16 protein-coding genes and 1 pseudogene are annotated in these 17,713 nt (G+C 73.9%); 7 read left to right on the top strand and 10 right to left on the bottom strand.

Going from position 1 to position 17,713, the window contains the following annotated elements:
• Window positions 1–9 precede the first annotated feature (9 nt).
• On the bottom strand, window positions 10–486 hold the full coding sequence (locus tag IE286_RS01430) for an NUDIX hydrolase (protein ID WP_189794688.1): 477 nt from the start codon (window positions 484–486) through the stop codon (window positions 10–12).
• Window positions 483–2,021: an ATP-dependent DNA ligase gene (locus tag IE286_RS01425; protein WP_189794687.1), complete on the bottom strand. Its 1,539-nt coding sequence runs from the start codon at window positions 2,019–2,021 to the stop codon at window positions 483–485. The genes IE286_RS01430 and IE286_RS01425 overlap by 4 nt, the downstream gene beginning before the upstream one ends.
• Before the next feature lie 355 nt (window positions 2,022–2,376).
• Here IE286_RS01425 and IE286_RS01420 point away from each other — a divergent pair, with 355 nt between their 5' ends.
• The 4 genes from IE286_RS01420 (at window position 2,377) to IE286_RS01405 (ending at window position 5,984) form a co-directional block, all read left to right on the top strand.
• Window positions 2,377–3,354, top strand: a complete 978-nt coding sequence (locus IE286_RS01420; RefSeq protein WP_189794686.1) for an NADPH:quinone oxidoreductase family protein — start codon at window positions 2,377–2,379, stop codon at window positions 3,352–3,354.
• Entirely contained in the window at window positions 3,351–4,544 is a 1,194-nt protein-coding gene (locus IE286_RS01415; protein ID WP_189794685.1) for an acyl-CoA dehydrogenase family protein, read from the top strand. The genes IE286_RS01420 and IE286_RS01415 overlap by 4 nt, the downstream gene beginning before the upstream one ends.
• A complete protein-coding gene (locus IE286_RS01410; RefSeq protein WP_189794684.1) occupies window positions 4,541–5,641 on the top strand; it encodes an acyl-CoA dehydrogenase family protein in 1,101 nt (366 codons plus the stop codon). The genes IE286_RS01415 and IE286_RS01410 overlap by 4 nt, the downstream gene beginning before the upstream one ends.
• 148 nt (window positions 5,642–5,789) lie before the next feature.
• On the top strand, window positions 5,790–5,984 hold the full coding sequence (locus IE286_RS01405; protein WP_189794683.1) for a hypothetical protein: 195 nt from the start codon (window positions 5,790–5,792) through the stop codon (window positions 5,982–5,984).
• 195 nt (window positions 5,985–6,179) lie between these two features.
• Here IE286_RS01405 and IE286_RS01400 read toward each other — a convergent pair whose 3' ends face one another.
• The 4 genes from IE286_RS01400 to xylB all read right to left on the bottom strand — a co-directional run bounded on the left by IE286_RS01400 (window position 6,180) and on the right by xylB (window position 11,794).
• Window positions 6,180–7,373: a phosphodiester glycosidase family protein gene (locus IE286_RS01400; RefSeq protein WP_189794682.1), complete on the bottom strand. Its 1,194-nt coding sequence runs from the start codon at window positions 7,371–7,373 to the stop codon at window positions 6,180–6,182.
• Between the two features lie 597 nt (window positions 7,374–7,970).
• Window positions 7,971–8,573 (bottom strand): N-acetylmuramoyl-L-alanine amidase, encoded by a 603-nt coding sequence (locus IE286_RS01395; RefSeq protein ID WP_189794681.1) that lies wholly within the window; start codon window positions 8,571–8,573, stop codon window positions 7,971–7,973.
• Between the two features lie 512 nt (window positions 8,574–9,085).
• Complete coding sequence (locus tag IE286_RS01390; RefSeq protein ID WP_189794680.1) at window positions 9,086–10,294, bottom strand: ROK family transcriptional regulator; 1,209 nt, start codon at window positions 10,292–10,294, stop codon at window positions 9,086–9,088.
• A 51-nt stretch (window positions 10,295–10,345) separates the two neighbouring features.
• Window positions 10,346–11,794 carry a xylulokinase gene (xylB, locus tag IE286_RS01385; protein WP_189794679.1) on the bottom strand — a complete coding sequence of 483 codons (1,449 nt, stop codon included), beginning with the start codon at window positions 11,792–11,794 and terminating at the stop codon, window positions 10,346–10,348.
• Window positions 11,795–11,986: 192 nt separating this feature from the next.
• Between xylB and xylA the strand changes: the two genes are divergently transcribed.
• Window positions 11,987–13,153 carry a xylose isomerase gene (gene xylA / locus IE286_RS01380; protein ID WP_189794678.1) on the top strand — a complete coding sequence of 389 codons (1,167 nt, stop codon included), beginning with the start codon at window positions 11,987–11,989 and terminating at the stop codon, window positions 13,151–13,153.
• Between the two features lie 287 nt (window positions 13,154–13,440).
• Window positions 13,441–13,623 (top strand): tail-anchor membrane protein, encoded by a 183-nt coding sequence (locus tag IE286_RS01375; RefSeq protein WP_189794677.1) that lies wholly within the window; start codon window positions 13,441–13,443, stop codon window positions 13,621–13,623.
• 18 nt (window positions 13,624–13,641) lie between these two features.
• Here the strand turns inward: IE286_RS01375 and IE286_RS01370 are convergent, their stop codons facing one another.
• Window positions 13,642–15,015 (bottom strand): tannase/feruloyl esterase family alpha/beta hydrolase, encoded by a 1,374-nt coding sequence (locus tag IE286_RS01370; RefSeq protein WP_189794676.1) that lies wholly within the window; start codon window positions 15,013–15,015, stop codon window positions 13,642–13,644.
• A 168-nt stretch (window positions 15,016–15,183) separates the two neighbouring features.
• Window positions 15,184–16,062, bottom strand: coding sequence for a hypothetical protein (locus IE286_RS01365; protein WP_189794675.1), 879 nt, complete (start codon window positions 16,060–16,062; stop codon window positions 15,184–15,186).
• A 306-nt stretch (window positions 16,063–16,368) separates the two neighbouring features.
• Here IE286_RS01365 and IE286_RS27710 point away from each other — a divergent pair.
• Window positions 16,369–16,467, top strand: a pseudogene (locus tag IE286_RS27710) (oxygenase MpaB family protein); the annotation flags it as partial.
• A 28-nt stretch (window positions 16,468–16,495) separates the two neighbouring features.
• Here the strand turns inward: IE286_RS27710 and IE286_RS01360 are convergent.
• Window positions 16,496–17,095: a class I SAM-dependent methyltransferase gene (locus tag IE286_RS01360; protein WP_189794674.1), complete on the bottom strand. Its 600-nt coding sequence runs from the start codon at window positions 17,093–17,095 to the stop codon at window positions 16,496–16,498.
• A gap of 116 nt (window positions 17,096–17,211) precedes the next feature.
• A complete protein-coding gene (locus tag IE286_RS01355) occupies window positions 17,212–17,640 on the bottom strand; it encodes a PPOX class F420-dependent oxidoreductase (protein WP_189794673.1) in 429 nt (142 codons plus the stop codon).
• Window positions 17,641–17,713: the final 73 nt, after the last annotated feature.

Below are 17,713 nucleotides of genomic sequence, written 5' to 3'. Positions count from 1 at the left end.
GGTGCCTCCTCAGAGCGAGTGCTCCGCCAGGCGGTCCAGAAACGCGGCCTGGGCCGCGATGATCACCTCGCGCGCCCGGTCCAGGCCGAACCACGCCACCCGGTCCAGTTCCGGGAACTCCCGGGTGCGCCCCGAGCGCGGCGGCCACTCCATCGTGAACGTGCCCGGAGTGATCGCCTCCGGGTCGAGGTCGCCCTCGACCGCCCAGACGGTCACGGTCTTGCCGCCGCGCTGCCGTACCTCGCCGAGAGGCAGCGCCTCCCCGTCCGGGGGAGCGAGCCCCAGCTCCTCCCGGAACTCGCGGCGGGCGGCGTCCAGGGCGGGCTCGGCCGGGTCGTACTCGCCCTTCGGCACCGTCCACGCGCCCTGCTCGCGCCGGGCCCACAGCGGGCCTCCCATGTGCCCGAGCAGCACCTGCAGGCCCTCCTGGCCGGTGCGCCGGTACAGCAGGATCCCGGCGCTGCGCCGGCTGCGCGTGCCGCTCACGGCCGCACCCCGGGATGCGCCGCCAGCAGGTCCTCCACAGTGTCCGCCTCCTGCGGGCGCTTGTCCTCGCGGTAGCGCACCACCCGGGCGAAGCGCAGCGTGACACCCGCGGGGTAGCGGGGGGAGCGCTGCAGTCCGTCGTAGGCGATCTCGACGACCAGCTCGGGACGGACGACCAAGCCCCAGGACCGCTCCTCGACGGTCAGCTGCCGCAGCCGCTCGGTCTGCCAGGCCAGCATCGCGTCCGTCATGCCCTTGAAGGTCTTGCCGAGCATCACCAGGCCGCCCTCGGCCGTGCGGGCGCCCAGATGCAGATTGGACAGGTATCCGGTGCGCCGCCCGTGGCCCCACTCGGCGGCCAGCACCACCAGGTCCAGGGTGTGCACCGGCTTGACCTTCAGCCAGGTCGCGCCGCGCCGGCCCGCGCTGTAGGGGGCGTCGAGCGCCTTGACGACGACGCCCTCGTGGCCGCGCTCCAGGGTGCTCGCGAGGAACCGTTCCGCCTCCGCCGTGTCCGCGGGCCCGGACACCACGGTTCGTCTCACCCGCATCGGTTCCGGCACCAGCCGGGCCAGCTCGGCGTGCCGCTCGGTGAACGGCAGATCGAGCAGGTCCCGGCCGTCCGCCGACAGCACGTCGAAGAAGACCGGCGAGACGGGCACCTGCTCCGCGGCCCTGGCCACGTCGAGCCGGGAGCCGACCCGCCCGGCGGTCTCCTGGAACGAGCGCGGCCGCCCGTCGGGCGCGAAGGAGATCACCTCGCCGTCCAGGATGAACCGCTCGCCCGGCAGGCCGAGCGCCGCCGCGGTCACCTCCGGCAGCCGGCCGGTGATGTCGTCGAGGGTGCGGGTGTGGATCCGCACCGTGCCGCCGTCCCGGTGCACCTGGACCCGGATGCCGTCCAGCTTCTCCTCCACCGCGCAGGCACCGAGCTTCTCCACGGCCTCGGCCACCGAGGAGGCGCTGCGGGCCAGCATCGGCAGCACAGGACGGCCCACGGTGAGCCGGAACCGCTCCAGCGCCGCCGGGCCGTCGGCGAGCAGCTCGCGCGCCACCGCCTGCAGCGACCCGGCCAGCATCACCGCCCGCCGCACCTGCTCCGCCGGCGCCCCTGTCGCCTGGGCCAGCCCCTCGACGGCGACCGCGTCCAGTGCGCCCTGCCGCACCTCGCCGGTGAGCAGCCCGCGCAGGAAGCGCTGCTCGTCCTCGGTGGCCGCGCCCATCAGCTCGCCCACGAGGCGCGCGCGTTCGGCCTGCGCGCCCGGCCCCAAGACCGTGCCCAGCTTGCTCAGCCGGGCGTCCACCTCGCGCACGGTCAGGGTGGGTTCGGCGGCCGGCGGCACCGGGCGGCCGAGCACCGACCAGCCCACGCCGAGCCGCCCCTGCGGCAGCCGGCCCGCCAGATACGGGATCACCACCGGCACGTCCTCGGGCTGCGCCTGCCGGAACAGCTCCGCGAGCAGGGCGGTCTTCCGGGACCGCGCCGAGGTGGCCGCGACCTCCCGGGACACCTGGGCCAGCCGGGCGAGCAGCATGCAGTCATGGTGCACCGCCGGCCGGCGATCCACACCTGCGCGTGGGCGGCCACCGGTCCGCTGCTGCGGATCTGTGTGCGCGGCCACGGCGGCGTCGGGTCCGGTGGACGGCCGGCTCGCCGTCGACCGCCGCGCCGACGTGTCGCGGGAGGGGAGGCGGCCGGGGTACAGGGGTCGGGCTCTCAGCGGGACAGGCGTCGGCGGGAGTTCCCCCGGCCTCTTCCGGCAGGACGAGCGGATGCCTGCGGGGACGCGGCCCCGCCGTTCGTGACCGCGAGACGGTTCCCCATGAGCAAGCAACCGCTTAGTATGCCTGCGACCCGGTCCGAGCTACGCAGTCCCGTGGAGGCGGCGCATGCAGGCATGGCGAGTGCACGACAACGGCGAGCCGAGCGAGGTGATGCGCCTGGAGGAGACCGAGCGGCCCACGCCCGGCGACGGCCAGGTGCTGCTGAAGGTCCGCGCCGCGAACATCAACTTCCCCGACGCGCTGCTGTGCCGGGGCCAGTACCAGGTCCGGCCCCCGCTGCCGTTCACCCCCGGCGTGGAGCTGTGCGGCGAGACCGAGGACGGCCGGCGGGTGATCGCCACTCCCGCGCTGCCCCACGGGGCCCTCGCCGAGTACGCCCTCGCCGACGCGACCGCTCTCCTGCCCGCCCCGGACGCCCTGGACGACGCGGAGGCGGCCGCCCTCCACATCGGCTACCAGACGGGCTGGTTCGGCCTGCACCGCCGGGCCCGCCTGCAGGCCGGCGAGACGCTGCTCGTGCACGCCGCCGCCGGCGGGGTCGGCAGCGCCGCCGTCCAGCTGGGCAAGGCGGCCGGAGCCCGCGTCATCGGCGTGGTCGGCGGCCCGGAGAAGGCCGCCGTCGCCCGCAAGCTGGGCTGCGACGTCGTCGTCGACCGGCACGCCGAGGACGTCATCGCCGCCGTCAAGGACGCCACCGGCGGCCGCGGCGCCGACGTGATCTACGACCCGGTCGGCGGCCAGGCCTACGCCCAGTCCGCCAAGACCGTCGCCTTCGAGGGCCGGATCGTGGTCGTGGGCTTCGCCAGCGGCACCATCCCCACCCCGGCGCTCAATCACGCCCTGGTCAAGAACTACTCGATCCTCGGCCTGCACTGGGGGCTGTACCAGACCAAGAACCCGGAACTGATCCGGCACTGCCACGAACAGCTCACCGACCTGGCCGCCCGGGGTGCGATCACCCCGCTGGTGAGCGAACGGGTGCCGCTGGACGGGGCCGCGGCCGCCGTGCAGCGGGTCGCCGACGGAACCACCACCGGCCGCATCGTCGTCCTGCCCGCACTGCGCAACGGAGCCGCCGCATGACCGACAGCCCTCTCGACGCGGCCGGACTGCGCCGCCGCACCCGCCGGTTTCTCGCCGAGCACCCGCCCGGCAGCACCGACCGCCTCGACTTCCTGCGGGCCCGCTTCGATGCCGGACTCGCCTGGGTGCACTACCCCGAGGGCCTCGGCGGCCTCGGCGCGCCCCGCTCCCTGCAAGCCGTCGTGGACGACGAACTGCAGGCCGCGAACGCCCCCGACAACGACCCGCGCCGCATCGGCATCGGCCTGGGCATGGCCGCGCCGACCATCCTGCGCTACGGCACCGAGGAGCAGAAGCGGCGCTACCTGCGGCCGCTGTGGACCGGGGAGGAGCTCTGGTGCCAGCTGTTCAGCGAACCCGGCGCCGGATCCGACCTGGCGGCCCTCGGCACCCGCGCCGAGCGCGACGGCGACGACTGGGTGGTCGACGGCCAGAAGGTGTGGACGTCCAGCGCGCATCTGGCCCGCTGGGCCATCCTCATCGCCCGCACCGACCCGGACGTCCCCAAGCACCGGGGCATCACCTACTTCATCTGCGACATGACCGACCCGGGTGTCGAGGTGCGCCCGCTGCGGCAGATCACCGGCGAGGCCGAGTTCAACGAGGTGTTCCTCACCGGCGTCCGCATCCCCGACTCCCGCCGCCTCGGCGAGGTCGGCGACGGCTGGCGCGTCGCGCAGACCACCCTGATGAACGAGCGTGTCTCCATCGGCGGTACGGCCCTGCCCCGTGAGGGCGGCATGATCGGCAAGGTCGCGCAGACCTGGCGCGAGCGCCCCGACCTGCGCACCCACGACCTGCACCAGCGGCTGCTGAGACTGTGGGTGGAGGCCGAGGTGGTGCGCCTCACCGGCGAACGGCTGCGCCAGCAGCTCGCCGCAGGGCAGCCCGGCCCCGAGGGTTCCGCGATGAAGCTCGCCTTCGCCCGCCTCAACCAGGAGATCAGCGGCCTGGAGGTCGAACTGCGCGGCGCCGAGGGACTGCTGTACGACGACTGGACCATGCGCCGCCCCGAACGGGTCGACTTCACCGGCCGGGACGCCGGCTACCGCTACCTGCGCGCCAAGGGCAACAGCATCGAGGGCGGCACCAGCGAGATCCTGCTGAACATCGTCGCCGAGCGCGTCCTGGGCCTGCCCCCCGAGCCGCGCACCGACAAGGACGTCGCCTGGAAGGACCTGGCCCGATGAGCACACCGCCGGATCTGCTGTACACCGAGGAGGAAGAGGCGCTGCGCTCCGCAGTCCGCGACCTGCTCACCGACCACTGCCGGGCAGCCGAGGTGCTCGCACGCGCGGAGACGGACACCCCGCACGACCTCGCCCTGTGGCGACGGCTCGCCGGCACCATGGGACTGGCCGGGCTGCTGGTGCCCGAGGACCGGGGCGGGGCGGGCGCCACGCACCGCGAGGCCGCCGTGGTCCTGGAGGAGCTGGGCCGGGCGGTGGCGCCCGTGCCCTACCTCAGCAGCGCGGTCGTCGCCACGGAGGCCCTGCTGGCCTGCGGCGACGACGAGCTGCTCGGCCGGCTCGCCTCCGGCCGCGCCATCGGCGTCCTCGCGGTCGGCCTGCACCTGGCCCCCGGCGACCCCTTCCCCAGGGTCCGCCACGCGGACGGCACCCTGCACGGGGAGCTGACCGGCATCGCGGACGCGGCCGTCGCCGACGTGCTGCTCGTCCCCGCCGACGACGGCGGTCTGTACGCCGTGGAGGCGGGGGAGGCGACCGTCAACGGCCAGGTGTCCCTCGACCTGACACGGCCGGTGGCCACCGTACGGCTCGACGGCGCTCCCGCACGCCGCGTCGGCGCCGCCGGCCCCGCCGTGCGCCGTGCCCTGCGTGCCGCCGCCGGACTGCTCGCCTCCGAGCAACTGGGCATCGCCGACTGGACGTTGACCGAGACCGTGCGCTACCTGAAGGAGCGCAAGCAGTTCAACCGGCCCCTGGGTGGCTTCCAGGCGCTCAAGCACCGGCTGGCCCGGCTGTGGCTGGAGGTCGTGAGTCTGCGCGCCGCCGCTCGCTCCGCCGCCGACGCACTGGCGCGCGGCCGGGACGGCGAGGACGGCCGGGACGCCGACGTGGCGGTCGCCGTCGCCCAGGCCTACGCCGCCCCGGTCGCCGTCCATGCGGCCGAGGAGGCCCTGCAACTGCACGGCGGCATCGGCATGACCTGGGAACACCCGGTTCACCTGTACCTGAAGCGGGCGAAGGCCGACTCGATCGCCTACGGCACCGCGGGCGCGCACCACCAGGCACTGGCCGGCCTGGTCGACCTGCAGGCCCCCTGACCGGCCACCCCGCCGGGCGACCCTGACCACCGGACGAACCTGCACAGAAACACACGTTCGGCGGACATGTCGTCCCCCGGGGCGAACCCTCCGCTGCGCCACACTGGCCGCCTGAAGCCGCGAGTGGGCGTGGCGGAGGAGGTTCACGGTGGCCATTTCCATCTCCTGTGTGCTGTTGCTCGCGATCCTGGCGATCATCTTCCTGCGCAACGGCGCACTGAAGTTCTCCCACGCCCTGATCTGCGTCCTGCTCGGCTTCTCCCTGGCCGGCACCAGCATGGCCCCCACCATCCACGAAGGGCTCGCGGCCACGGCCCAGATCGTCAGCAGCCTGCGCCCTTGAGCCGACGCGCGTCCCGAGGCGGCGAGCGCCTCTGCCTGCACGCCCGAGGTGGCGAGTGCCCCTGGGCCGGCACGTGCCCCGAGCGGTGCGCGGTGCGCGCTCGTCGTCCGGTACCGCACCGCCTGCGGCGGGGCCCGGTCCCGGCGCCGCCACGTTCAGCCCCGGGCCGGGTCCGGTGTGCGCGCCACGGTGCGCTCACCCGGCGGCGAAGACGCCGATCCCGTTCGGCACGGCCCGTTCGCCGCCGTCGCTCGGATGGTTGCGCACACTCACCCTGGTCGCCCCCCGGGGCCGGGCCACCAGCGTGCTGGAGCCCCCGCCGTCCAGGTCGAAAGCCTCCGTCGCACCCAGTTTCTTCAGCTCGGCGGCGAGTTCGGCCACCGTGAGACCGCTGCGGTAGGCCGGCCGGCCGTCCAGCGCCACGAGAAGCAGCCGGTGTCCGCCGTTCGCGATGCCCACCGCGGTGCGCACCGTTGTGGCCTTCGTGTCCAGCCCCTTCAGCGGGGCGCCGTGCCGCAGCACCGGGAACCCCCCGATCGCGAACGCGTACCGCACACCGGACGCCGCCACCAGCCGGTGTTCCACCCGGACGGACTGACCCTTGGTCAGCTTGCGCAGCTGCCGTGCGCCGGCCTCACGGCCCACCAGCACCGTCGTTCCCGCGGGGATGGTGCCCTTGCCCGGTTTTCCGGACGTGGCCACCACCCGGCCGTTCCTGACCGTCACCTCATAGGTGTCCTTGCTGCACGGGGCACTTCTGCGGGTGTCCGTGCCGCATGTGGCCCGGGCACGGGAGGCGCTGCCCCAGTCGGCGGTGTAGGCGCCGATCGAACCGACGGGCAGGGCGTACTGGTTGAGCCCGCCGAGCTTCAGCCGGCCCGCCGGGGTGGTCACCGAGCCCGACAGGGACAGCCGGTCGATGCGCGCGGTGCGGTCGGTGCCCACGCCGAACACGTCCTCGGTGGTGCTCCCCGACGGCAGGGCCGGACCGAACCGCTGCCCCTTCGGCACAGCCGCCTTCAGCGGATGCCCGTCGGCGATCTCCGGACCCACGGCCGAACCGGTCGCGGCCACCCCCGGATGGGTCTCGCTGATGTGGAAGAAGTCGCCATTGACACCTGCCAGTGCTCCTTGTCTGTCGGCGAGTTGGGAGACGGTGCGCCGTGCCGCCACCTTCCCCGGGTGCAACAGTCCGATCCGTACGTGCCGGTCGCGCAGGTCGACGGTGACTACATGGGCGCGGACCACCCCGCGCGCCGTGCGGAGGTCGACGTCGCGGTAGTCGACGCCCGGTGCGATCTTCTCCGAGCGCTGTGTACTGCCGGCCGGCGTGGCCCCGGCCACGGACGTGCCGGCGAAGGTGCCGCACGTCAGGAGGACCGTCAACACTCGTCCGAACCACCTGTCGCGGTGTGTCGCAGTGCCCACCTACACCCCTGATGCTTCGTCACCTGTGCATGGACACACACAAGTGCATCAGAACACGCGTCAGGAACGGGACACGGACCGTGACGACGCGGCGTCCGGCGGGAAACCACACCCCTTCGGGCGCCCCCGGCGGGCGGTCTCCGGCCGGGAGACTCCGGCCGTGTCCGGCCGGTGCCGACGGCGGCTCAGCACTCGCCCCGCGACCGCCCGGTCGTGTCGTCCTGCTCCAGTGCGCATTCCGGTCCGGGTACGCGGTGCCAGGGAAGGCTGCGCACGCCGGGGACGGCACGCCGGCTCGCGGTGGCCGGCCCGCACGCGCACCCCGTCGCCGCATCACCCGCCCGGCGCCGCTGCGCGGGTGCTCCGCCGGCGTCGCTCGCCCGCACCGGACGCCGCGAGCCGGTCGCACTGTCTCCGTGTCGTGAACCGGTGGTGCTTCGCACGTGTGCCCTCGCGTCTGGGCCGCACGCGTTGTGCCGAGGGGCTGTCCGCCTGCCGGGCGAGCCGCCTCGGCGGGCGTGCCGCGGCCGGCGGCCGTTGCCTGCGACGACGGTCGGCTCAGGCCGAGTCGACCAGTCTCATGTAGCGGGCCCAGTCCCAGTTCGGTCCCGGGTCGGTGTGGTCCGCGCCGGGCACCTCGGCATGCCCGAGGATGTGCGTCCGGTCCTTGGGGATGCCGTAGCGGTCGCAGATCGCCGCCGTGAGCCGTGCCGACTCCTGGTACAGCTCGTCGGTGAAGTAGGACGGGTCGTCCACCCACCCCTCGTGCTCGATGCCGATGCTGCGCGTGTTGTAGTCCCAGTTGCCCGCATGCCAGGCCACGTCCGCCTCGCGCACGCACTGGGCGATGTGTCCGTCGGCGGACCGGACGACGTAGTGCGCGGACACCTTCTTCTGCGGGTTCTGGAAGATGGCAAGGGTGTCGGCGTACGTCTCCTGGGTGACGTGGATGATCACCCGGTCGATGGCATAGGTCGTGGGGCGGTTCGCGGCCGTGTAGTTGGAGGAGCTGGCAGGCTGCCACTCCGTCGACGGGTAGTCGTAAGGCCGGGGACGCGCCATGGCTGGTGTGGTGGGAAGCAGGGCGTAGGGGACGGCGGCGAGAGCGACGGCGCCCTGGAGAAGCCGCCGCCGGCTGGGCTGAGGTCCGGCCCGGTCCATGAGTGATGACCCTTTCTCGTGAGACTGCTCGGCTGAAGTGGCGAGGCCTCGGCGGAGGCCGGCAGGCGCGCGGTGACGGTGGGCACCGTCGTCGTCGCGCACGGTCGTACGGACATCGCGCGGTGAGTCTCGCGCACGACCGGCACCGGTGTGCGGAGCCTGGCCGGGTGCGTACGGCTGATGTCGCGGATGCCGGTCAGGGTGATGCGGCCACTCGGTCCTGCCACCTGCGCGGGCCCGTGTCGCGGCGCGCAGGGATTCGTCCGGTGCGTCCTCGTCCGGCTCGGGCTGTCCGGCCCGGTGTTCGTCTTCCCCCGTCATCGGTCCCCCCGTCGGTCCCATGCGGGTGCCACCGGACCGGTCCGGCGGCACCGCCTCGCGCGAACCACGGTACGGCTGACGGCCGTTGGGCAGAAGAGGGCCTCACGCGGCGGTGGACGAGCGCGGGATTGTGGACAACTCGGCCACTCGAACGTGCGATTCCGCAGAGACTGCGGAGGAGTGAGGGTGTGTCAGTCCGGTGTCGCAGCGGACGCCGGGTCGTCCAGCACGGCCCGCGCCACCGAATGCGCGGCGCCCAGCAGCGGTCCCTCGGGACCCAGCCGTGAGACGGTCACCGGGCAGGCCGGACCGGCGGTGCGCCGGGCCAGTTCCGCTTCCAGCGACGGCAGCAGCCAGGGCGCGAGCGCGGACAGTGCGCCGCCCAGCACGACGGCCTCGGGATCGAGCAGGTTCACCGCACCGGTCAGCGCCACACCCAGAGCCCAGCCCGCCTGCCGCAGGGCCTGCCGGACGGCCTCGTCACCTGCGGCGGCACGGCGGGCGAGCAGGCCGACGCCCTTCTCGCCCGCCGGGAGTCCCGCCGCCCGCAGCACGGCCTCCTCGCCCGCGTACTGCTCCAGGCAGCCACGGCCGCCGCACGGGCACGCCGGTCCCTCCGGCTCCACCGGCACATGCCCCAGTTCTCCGGCGAAACCCCGCGTGCCGCGCAGCAGCCGTCCGCCGACCACCACCGCGGCACCGATGCCGATCTCCGCCGACACATGCAGGAAGTTGGGGGGAGTGCCCTCGCCCAGCCAGAGTTCGGCGAGCGCACCGAGGTTGGCCTCGTTGTCCACGGCCGACGGAAGACGGCCCGGCAGCAGGGCGGTGAGGTCGGTGCCGTGCCAGTCGAGGTTGGGTGCGCGCACCACCGTGCGGCCGTCCCGGGCGATCAGGCCGGGCACGGCGACCGCGAGGCCGGTCGGCCGCAGACCCTGCTGCTCGGCCTCGGCGACGACCTCGGATATCAGCGCGCCCAGATCCTTCGCCACCGGTTCGGGCGCCCGCCCTCGGTTGGTGCCGTGCCGCACCGCCCGGGCCCGCACCTCGCCCCGCAGGTCGACCACGCAGGCCGCGAGGTGGTCCACCCCGACCTCCGCGCCCACACCTGCCGGACCGCGGTCGCTGACGGCCAGCGCCGAGCCGGGGCGGCCCACCCGGACCGGGCGCTCGGGGCCGAGTTCCTGCAGCAGCCCGAAGCGGATCAGCTCGTCGACCAGGGTCGACACGGCCGCCCGCGTCAGCCCGATGCGTGAGGCGATCGCCGCCCGCGACAGCGGCCCCTCGGCGCTGACGGTGTGCATGACCCGTGCCAGATTGCGGCGGCGCATGCCCTGCTGGGTGTCGGGCAGCGCCCGGCCGGGACCGGCGGGGTCGGGGTCGTGCAGCGGTGCGGTCATGCCTCCGTCGTCCTCGGTCGTGTCCGCCGGAGGTCCGGCAGACGGGATCCCTCAGCGGTTGTGCGGCCCTCGCTCCAGCAGCGGGGTCGCGTCGGAGAGTACCCCGGAGATCCTTTCCAGTGTCGCCTCGTCCCGCTCCACGGGCTCCAGCACCGGTCCGTCGGCCGTCTTCCAGCGGCGGGCCACCGAGGCCGGGTCCTCCCCGGTCAGCAGCCCCGCGGCCTGGGCGGCGGCGCCCAGCGCCACCAGTTCCCGGGCCTGCGGAACCTGAACCGGACGGCCCGACAGGCGGCGCACCGTCTGCTGCCACGCCGTGCCGCGGGCGCCGCCCCCGATCAGCAGCAACGGCGAGGTGCGGTCCGCGTCCTGGTCGAGCACCAGGTCCAGCGCTACCAGCAGAGCGTGGACGGCGCCGTCGTAGGCGGCCTGCAGCACCTGGCCGGGCGTGGTCTCGTGCCGCAGGCCGTGCAGCAGCCCGGAGGCCTCGGGCAGGTTGGGAGTGCGCTCACCGTCCAGGTAGGGGAGCACGGTGACGGAGCCGCCGGGCTCGACCGCCTCCCGGTGCAGGCCGAACAGGGCGGCGATGCGGTCGACGGCGAGCGTGCAGTTCAGGGTGCAGGCCAAAGGCAGCCAGGCGCCGTGCGCGTCGGCGAACCCGGCCACCGTGCCGGAGGGGTCCGCCGGCCGGTTCCCGGACACCGTGTAGACGGTGCCGGAGGTGCCGAGGCTGAGCACCGGCGTTCCCGGACGCAGCCCGAGGCCGAGTGCGGCGGCGGCGTTGTCCCCGGTGCCGGCCGCGACCAGGGTGCCGCGGGAGAACGGCAGGTCCTCGTGGCCGTCGCGCACGGTGCCCGCCACCTCCCCGGGGCGCACCACCCGGGGCAGCAGCGTCGGGTCGAGCCCCACCCGGGCGAGGATCTCCTCGTCGTACGCCTCCGTCGACGACGCCCACCAGCCCGTGCCCGAGGCGTCGCCCCGGTCGGTGGTGCCCTGACCGGTCAGGCGTTCGGTGAGGTAGTCGTGGGGCAGGCGCACCGCGGCCACCCGCCGCGCCGCCTGAGGTTCGTGCTCGGTCAGCCAGGCCCACTTGGTGACCGTGAAGGAGGCGCCCGGCACGCTGCCCACGCGCTCCGACCAGAACTTCGGGCCGCCCAGCTCCTCGACCAGCCGGCGGGCCTGCGGCGCCGAGCGCACGTCGTTCCACAGCAGGGCCGGACGCACCGGTTCGCCCCGGTCGTCCAGGGCGACCAGGCCGTGCTGCTGGCCGGCGATCGACACGGCCGCGGCCTCGTGGGCCGCCTCGCCGCACTGCCGCAGTGCCTCGCACAGGGCCTGCCACCACTGGCGCGGGTCGCTCTCCCGGCCGTCGCCCGTGGACACCGTGTGGGGTGCCTGGCCGCTCGCCACGACCCGGCCGGTGGCCGTGTCGACCACGAGCGCCTTGGTGGACTGGGTGGACGAGTCCACACCGACGACGAGCGGACCCTCGGCTGCTGACATCGGCTCTCCCTCTTTTTCCCGGCTCAGGGGCTCTGACCTGCGGCTTCACGCTATGCCGGGCCTGTGGGCCCGGGGTGCGGACCCGGCCCGGCCCGGTTTCTGCTTCCGCGCTCCCTTCCCAGGGACGCGCTCGGCATACTAATTTGTAAATCGCCCTGACGAAATAGTCGCAAGCGAGCAAGGAGCCGCGGCATGAACTACCAGCCCACCCCCGAGGACAGGTTCACCTTCGGCCTGTGGACCGTCGGCTGGCAGGGGCGGGACCCCTTCGGCGACGCCACGCGTCCCGCCCTCGACCCGGTCGAGGCGGTGCAGCGGCTGGCCGAACTGGGCGCCTACGGAGTGACCTTCCACGACGACGACCTGATCCCCTTCGGGGCGTCCGACACCGAGCGCGAGGCGCACGTCAAGCGGTTCCGTCAGGCGCTCGACGCGACCGGCATGACCGTTCCGATGGCCACCACCAACCTCTTCACCCACCCCGTCTTCAAGGACGGCGCGTTCACCGCCAACGACCGCGACGTGCGCCGTTACGCCCTGCGCAAGACCATCCGGAACATCGATCTCGCGGTCGAGCTGGGCGCCAAGGTCTACGTCGCCTGGGGCGGCCGCGAGGGCGCGGAGTCCGGTGCCGCCAAGGACGTGCGTGCGGCCCTGGACCGCATGAAGGAGGCCTTCGACCTGCTCGGCGAGTACGTCACCTCGCAGGGCTACGACATCCGGTTCGCCATCGAGCCCAAGCCGAACGAGCCGCGCGGCGACATCCTGCTGCCCACCATCGGCCACGCGCTCGCCTTCATCGAGCGCCTGGAGCGCCCCGAGCTGTACGGTGTCAACCCCGAGGTGGGCCACGAGCAGATGGCCGGCCTGAACTTCCCGCACGGCATCGCGCAGGCCCTGTGGGCGGGCAAGCTCTTCCACATCGACCTCAACGGCCAGTCCGGCATCAAGTACGACCAGGACCTGCGCTTCGGCGCCGGTGACCTGCGCGCCGCCTTCTGGCTGGTCGACCTGCTGGAGAGCGCCGGCTGGGAGGGTCCGCGCCACTTCGACTTCAAGCCCCCGCGGACCGAGGACATCGACGGCGTGTGGGCCTCCGCGGCCGGGTGCATGCGCAACTACCTGATCCTGAAGGAGCGCGCCGCCGCCTTCCGTGCCGACCCGGAGGTCCAGGAGGCCCTGCGTGCCGCCCGGCTCGACCAGCTCGCCGAGCCCACCGCGGCCGACGGCCTGCAGGCCCTGCTGGCCGACCGCACCGCGTACGAGGACTTCGACGTGGACGCGGCCGCCGCGCGCGGCATGGCCTTCGAGCGCCTCGACCAGCTCGCCATGGACCACCTGCTGGGCGCCCGCGGCTGAACCGGGCGACGAGGGGGTACGCGCGGTCGTACTCCCTGCGTCGTCATGAGGGGGTGCTGGGCGGCTCGAGGCGGCCCGGCCCCCATCGTGCTGCGTCTCCCCGGGGCGCGGTGTGGGGCGCTGCGTCCGTCCGGTGGACCGGGCGTCCCGTAGGGGCGGCGGTCCGGCACGCGTCAGGGGCGTCTCAGGGGGCTTCTCCGGGGCATCTCAGGGACGCGAGCCGGAACAGCCGGGCGGGCGCAGCCGTTTTCCTGGGAGAGCGGCAGTGTCCGCGAAGGAGGCGACAGATGTCGAAGAAGGCGAAGATCGCCGCCGGCGGCGTGGTGGCCTGGCTGGTTCTGCTGATCTGGCTGCCGTGGTGGGCCGCGCTCCTGATAGTCCTGGGCGTTCCGGCCGCCGCGTACCTCGCCCTGGACCCCGGGCAGCGGCGTCGCCTGCGTCGTGTCACACGCAAGGAGCTCGGCCGCTGAGACACCACGGGCCGGCACCTACGTGCGCAGGGAACACGAGTCGACGACATCACCGCTTGCGGGCCTGGTGACGGTCCGGTCCGCAGGCGGCCGGTGTCCGCGCTCCACCCAGGCCACCAGCGCATCGAACGCGGCCCGGTAGCACGGCAGGATCGGGCGCAGCCGAGCCGGATGGCTGTCGTACAGCGCATCGACGTGCGTGCCGCCCTCGATCCGGTAGTAGCGGTGCAGCCCGCCGCGTCCCCGCTCCTGAATCATCCGCGTGTACACGTCCGAGTCGGCCGCGATGGGCAGCAGGGTGTCCAGGTCGCCCTGCAGCGTGATCAAGGGCTTGCCGATCCGTCCGGTCAGCGAGACCCGGGCCACGGCCCGGTGCACCGCGCCGGGACGCGCGGCGTAGTCGTAGGCGGCATCGGAGTCACAGGGCGCGAGGATCGCCTGGGCCGTGCTCCCCGCGGAGGCGCCCGGGCAGGAGGGGTCGTAGGCCGGGTCGAACTCGGCCCGGTACGTCTTCTGCGTCACGCCCCAGTACGCCTGCTCGTGGTACGGCCACAGGAACTCGGAGCCGCGCGCGAATCCCACGGCGTACATGGCGTCGTCGCTCGCGCTCCCCAGGGTCCGGGCGACCGCGGTGGGCAGCGAGGTGAGCAGGTTGGGGCCGTCCGCCGTCCACAGCGTGCCCTCCCAGTCGACGCCTCCGTCGTACAGTTCCGGATGATGCTCCAGCTGCCAGCGGGTGAGATAGCCGCCGTTGGAGATGCCGGTCATGTACGTCCGGCGCGGGGCCTGGCCATAGCGCTGGGCGATCACACGCTTGGCCGCCCGGGTCAGCTGGGTGGTCCGGGCGTTCCACTCGGCGACGGCGTCACCGGGCCGGGTGCCGTCGCGGTAGAAGTCGGCCGAGCTGTTGCCCTTGTCGGTCGCCGCGTAGGCGTAGCCGCGGGCCAGCACCTGATCCGAGATGGCCTTGTCCGTGGCGTACTGACGCCGGGTGCCCGGTGCCCCGGTGACCACCAGGCCGCCGTTCCAGCGGTCCGGGAGCCGGAGCACGAACTGGCTGTCGTGCTGCCAGCCGTGCGTGGTGTTGAAGCGCGAGGAATCCGGGAAGTAGCCGTCGATCTGCACCCCGGGCACGCCGGAGGGAATACGGGTGCCCTGCGCGGTGAGCCCGGCCTGGTCGGCGATGTCCGTGTACGGGGTTCCGTCCAGTCCCGTGGTGGTCAGATCGGGAAGACAGGCGGTGTGCTGGTGGGCGGCGCCCGGTACCCGGAGCTGTTCCTGCCGGGCGCAGTGCCCGTCGGCGCCGGTCGCGGCCGCCGCGGGGACAGGCCAGGCGACGGCACCGGTGAGCAGTGCCGCGACGACGAGCGGGACACCTCGGGACAGACGCACGACGGCCTCCAGGGGAGAGGGAGCGGGAACGGCCCGGGCGGTGGTGCCCGAAGCTGCCCCATCGTGCGAGCGGGCCGACCGCGCACTCCACGGGTCGGCGCCATACGGGCCTCGTGCTGGGTATGGTGCGGCACTACATACGTCGAGGGCGCAGCGCCCGGCGCCCCGTCAACTCGGACGCATCGCCAGCTTGTCCAGTGACGCGAGGAGGCCGGGCAGCTCCGGTCCCCGGCCGACCGGCAGCACCTCGCCGGGCCGCTCGTCGAGCAGCACGAAGGCGATGTCGTCGGTGCGGGCCACCATCGACCATCCGGGGCCGTCGGCGCGCAGCGTCCGCGCGCCACCCGGCGCGAACGCGGACCGCACACGGCCCGGAGGCGGCGGGGAGTCCAGATAGGCGCGGGCCTGAGCCAGCACCTGCCGCACCGCGCTGGTGCCCCCGGGCGCCTGCCGGCCGGCTCCGTCCCCCGCGTCGTCACCGTCGGCCGCCGGACTGCTGGCGTCCGCGCCCTCACCGGTCCCGGCCGCCTCCGCGGCGTGCGGCGGGGCGAAGGAGTCGTCGTCGAGCTGGTCACGCCATTCAGCCCACCGCAGGGCGATCTCGTCGGCACCCAGCCGGCGCTGCGCCGGACCCCAGGCAGTGGTGTCCGGTGGCGACAGCAGCGGCCCGTCCCCGGCCTCCGGGTCCGGGTCGTGCGGTGCCGGTACGCCGGGCGCGGCCACCGCGACGGCGAGAGGCCAGCCCGGCAGGGCGGCGACGACCGAACGCTCGTCGGGGGACAGGTCGTACTCCAGGCCGCAGTCCCAGGAGGCGATCGCCACCGCGACCAGTGACACGTCGTCGACGACGACCGTCCACCGGGCGCCGGTGCCGTCCTGACCGAGCACCAGGCCGTATCCGTCGGCCCGCGGCGTCAGCCCGAGCGCCGCGCAGGCCTCCGGGTAGTCGTCGCCCAGCACGCTCGGGAACTGCGCCGGTGTCAGCAGCACAGCCGTGAGCACATACAGCGCGTCGTCCGCGCCCGCCTCCTCGTCCGTCCCGGCCATCCGAGCCTCCCGTGGTTCGTCCGACGGCGCGCACCCTAGTGGCCGGGCCAGGGGGTTGTCACGACACCCGCGACAACGCGGACCTGCGGATTTCCGTATGGACGGGGCGAAACGATCGTGGCGCGCAGACTGCCCGCCCGCGCGGGAGCCGCCCCGCCAGCGACGGATACCACCGGTGCGAAATCGGCTACTCGCGGTAAAACCTGACAATTCGCTAGGGAGGCGCGGCAGGGCCGAAACGGTAGATCTCCGTCGCCTCCGCCACCGGGTCCATGCGAAGGATCTGTTCGAACCGCTCGAACCGTCCCGAACGGCTACCGGGTGGCCGACCTCGGCACCTGGCCGGTCCCCGGTGTGCGCGGCTGCCCGGTGCGGACACCGGCCGCACGGCGGGCGTCGGCGTGACCCGGGGCGGCCCCAGCGCCGCCCCGCGTCAGTCCAGGCGGACGGCCATCGCCAGGAAGCGGGCGTCCTCGTCGGTGTACGACGTCATCCGCCACCCCGCCGACGCCAGCAGCGGCCGCAGGGTGGGCTCCGCGCGCAGGTCGTCCGGCGTGAGCTGCCGTCCCTGGCGCGCCGCGAGGGCCGCCCGGCCGACCGGGTGGAACAGTGCCAGGATGCCGCCCGGCCGCACCACACGCCGCAGTTCCCGCAGGTTCTCGGCAGGCCGCGGCAGATGCGAGATCAGCCCCGCAGCGAAGACGGCGTCGAACGACTCCGGGCGCAGCGGCAGTGCGGCGACGTCGGCCAGCAGCAGCCACCCGTCCCTGTGCCGTCCGGCGCGCACGGCGGCCCGCAGCATGGCCGGGGTCAGATCGACCCCCACGACCACGCCCGACGCGCCCACGGCGGCCCGCAGCGCCGGCAGGGCACGGCCGGTGCCGCACCCGGCGTCGAGCACCCGGTCGCCGCTGCGCAGCCCGAGGCCGGCGACCGCGGCCGCGTAGGCCGGGCCGTCGTCCGGGAACTTGCTGTCCCAGTCGGCGGCACGGGCGGTGAAGAACTCCTGGATGTGTGCGTGGTCCTCGCTCATGCCCCGCATGATGGCGCACACGCGGCTTCGTCGTGCGCCCCGCGCACGACCGGTCCACCGTCCGCGCACACCGCGCCGGCGTCCGCAAAGCGGCAGGAGCACGGCAACTCGCCCGCTCACTGCGCCAGGTCGCGGACCGCCACCACCTTGTCGATACGGACCCGGACCAGAAGCTCCCCGGGAACCCCGTTGCGGGCACCGAACTCCTCGGCGCGGTCCTCGCCCATGTAGCGGGCTCCGATCCGGGTGGCCCAACGCGTCAGTTCCGCCGGATCCTCCGACAGCTGAGCCCGGCCGTGGAGGACGACGAAGGAGTAGGGCGGCCGCTCGTCGTCCACGCACAGAGCGATACGGCCGTCACGTGCCAGATTGTGTCCCTTCACCGTCTCCTTGCCGGTGTTGAACACCAGGTCGTCCCCGTCGAGCAGGAACCAGATCGGGGCGACGTGCGGACTGCCGTCGGCCCGGACCGTGGCCAGCTTGCCCGTGCGGGTGCCGTACGAGACGAACTCCCGCCATTCCTCGTCGGTCATCTTCTGTGCCATGCCTCCATCCTGCTTGCCGCGGCCGCCGCTGTGGGGAAGGCTTGCGGGAGATCCTCCGGCCAGGGGGGAACAT

It is taken from the genome of Streptomyces thermodiastaticus, from assembly GCF_014656135.1.
GTDB lineage: Bacteria > Actinomycetota > Actinomycetes > Streptomycetales > Streptomycetaceae > Streptomyces > Streptomyces thermodiastaticus.
This window is presented reverse-complemented; position numbering and strand designations above follow the sequence as displayed.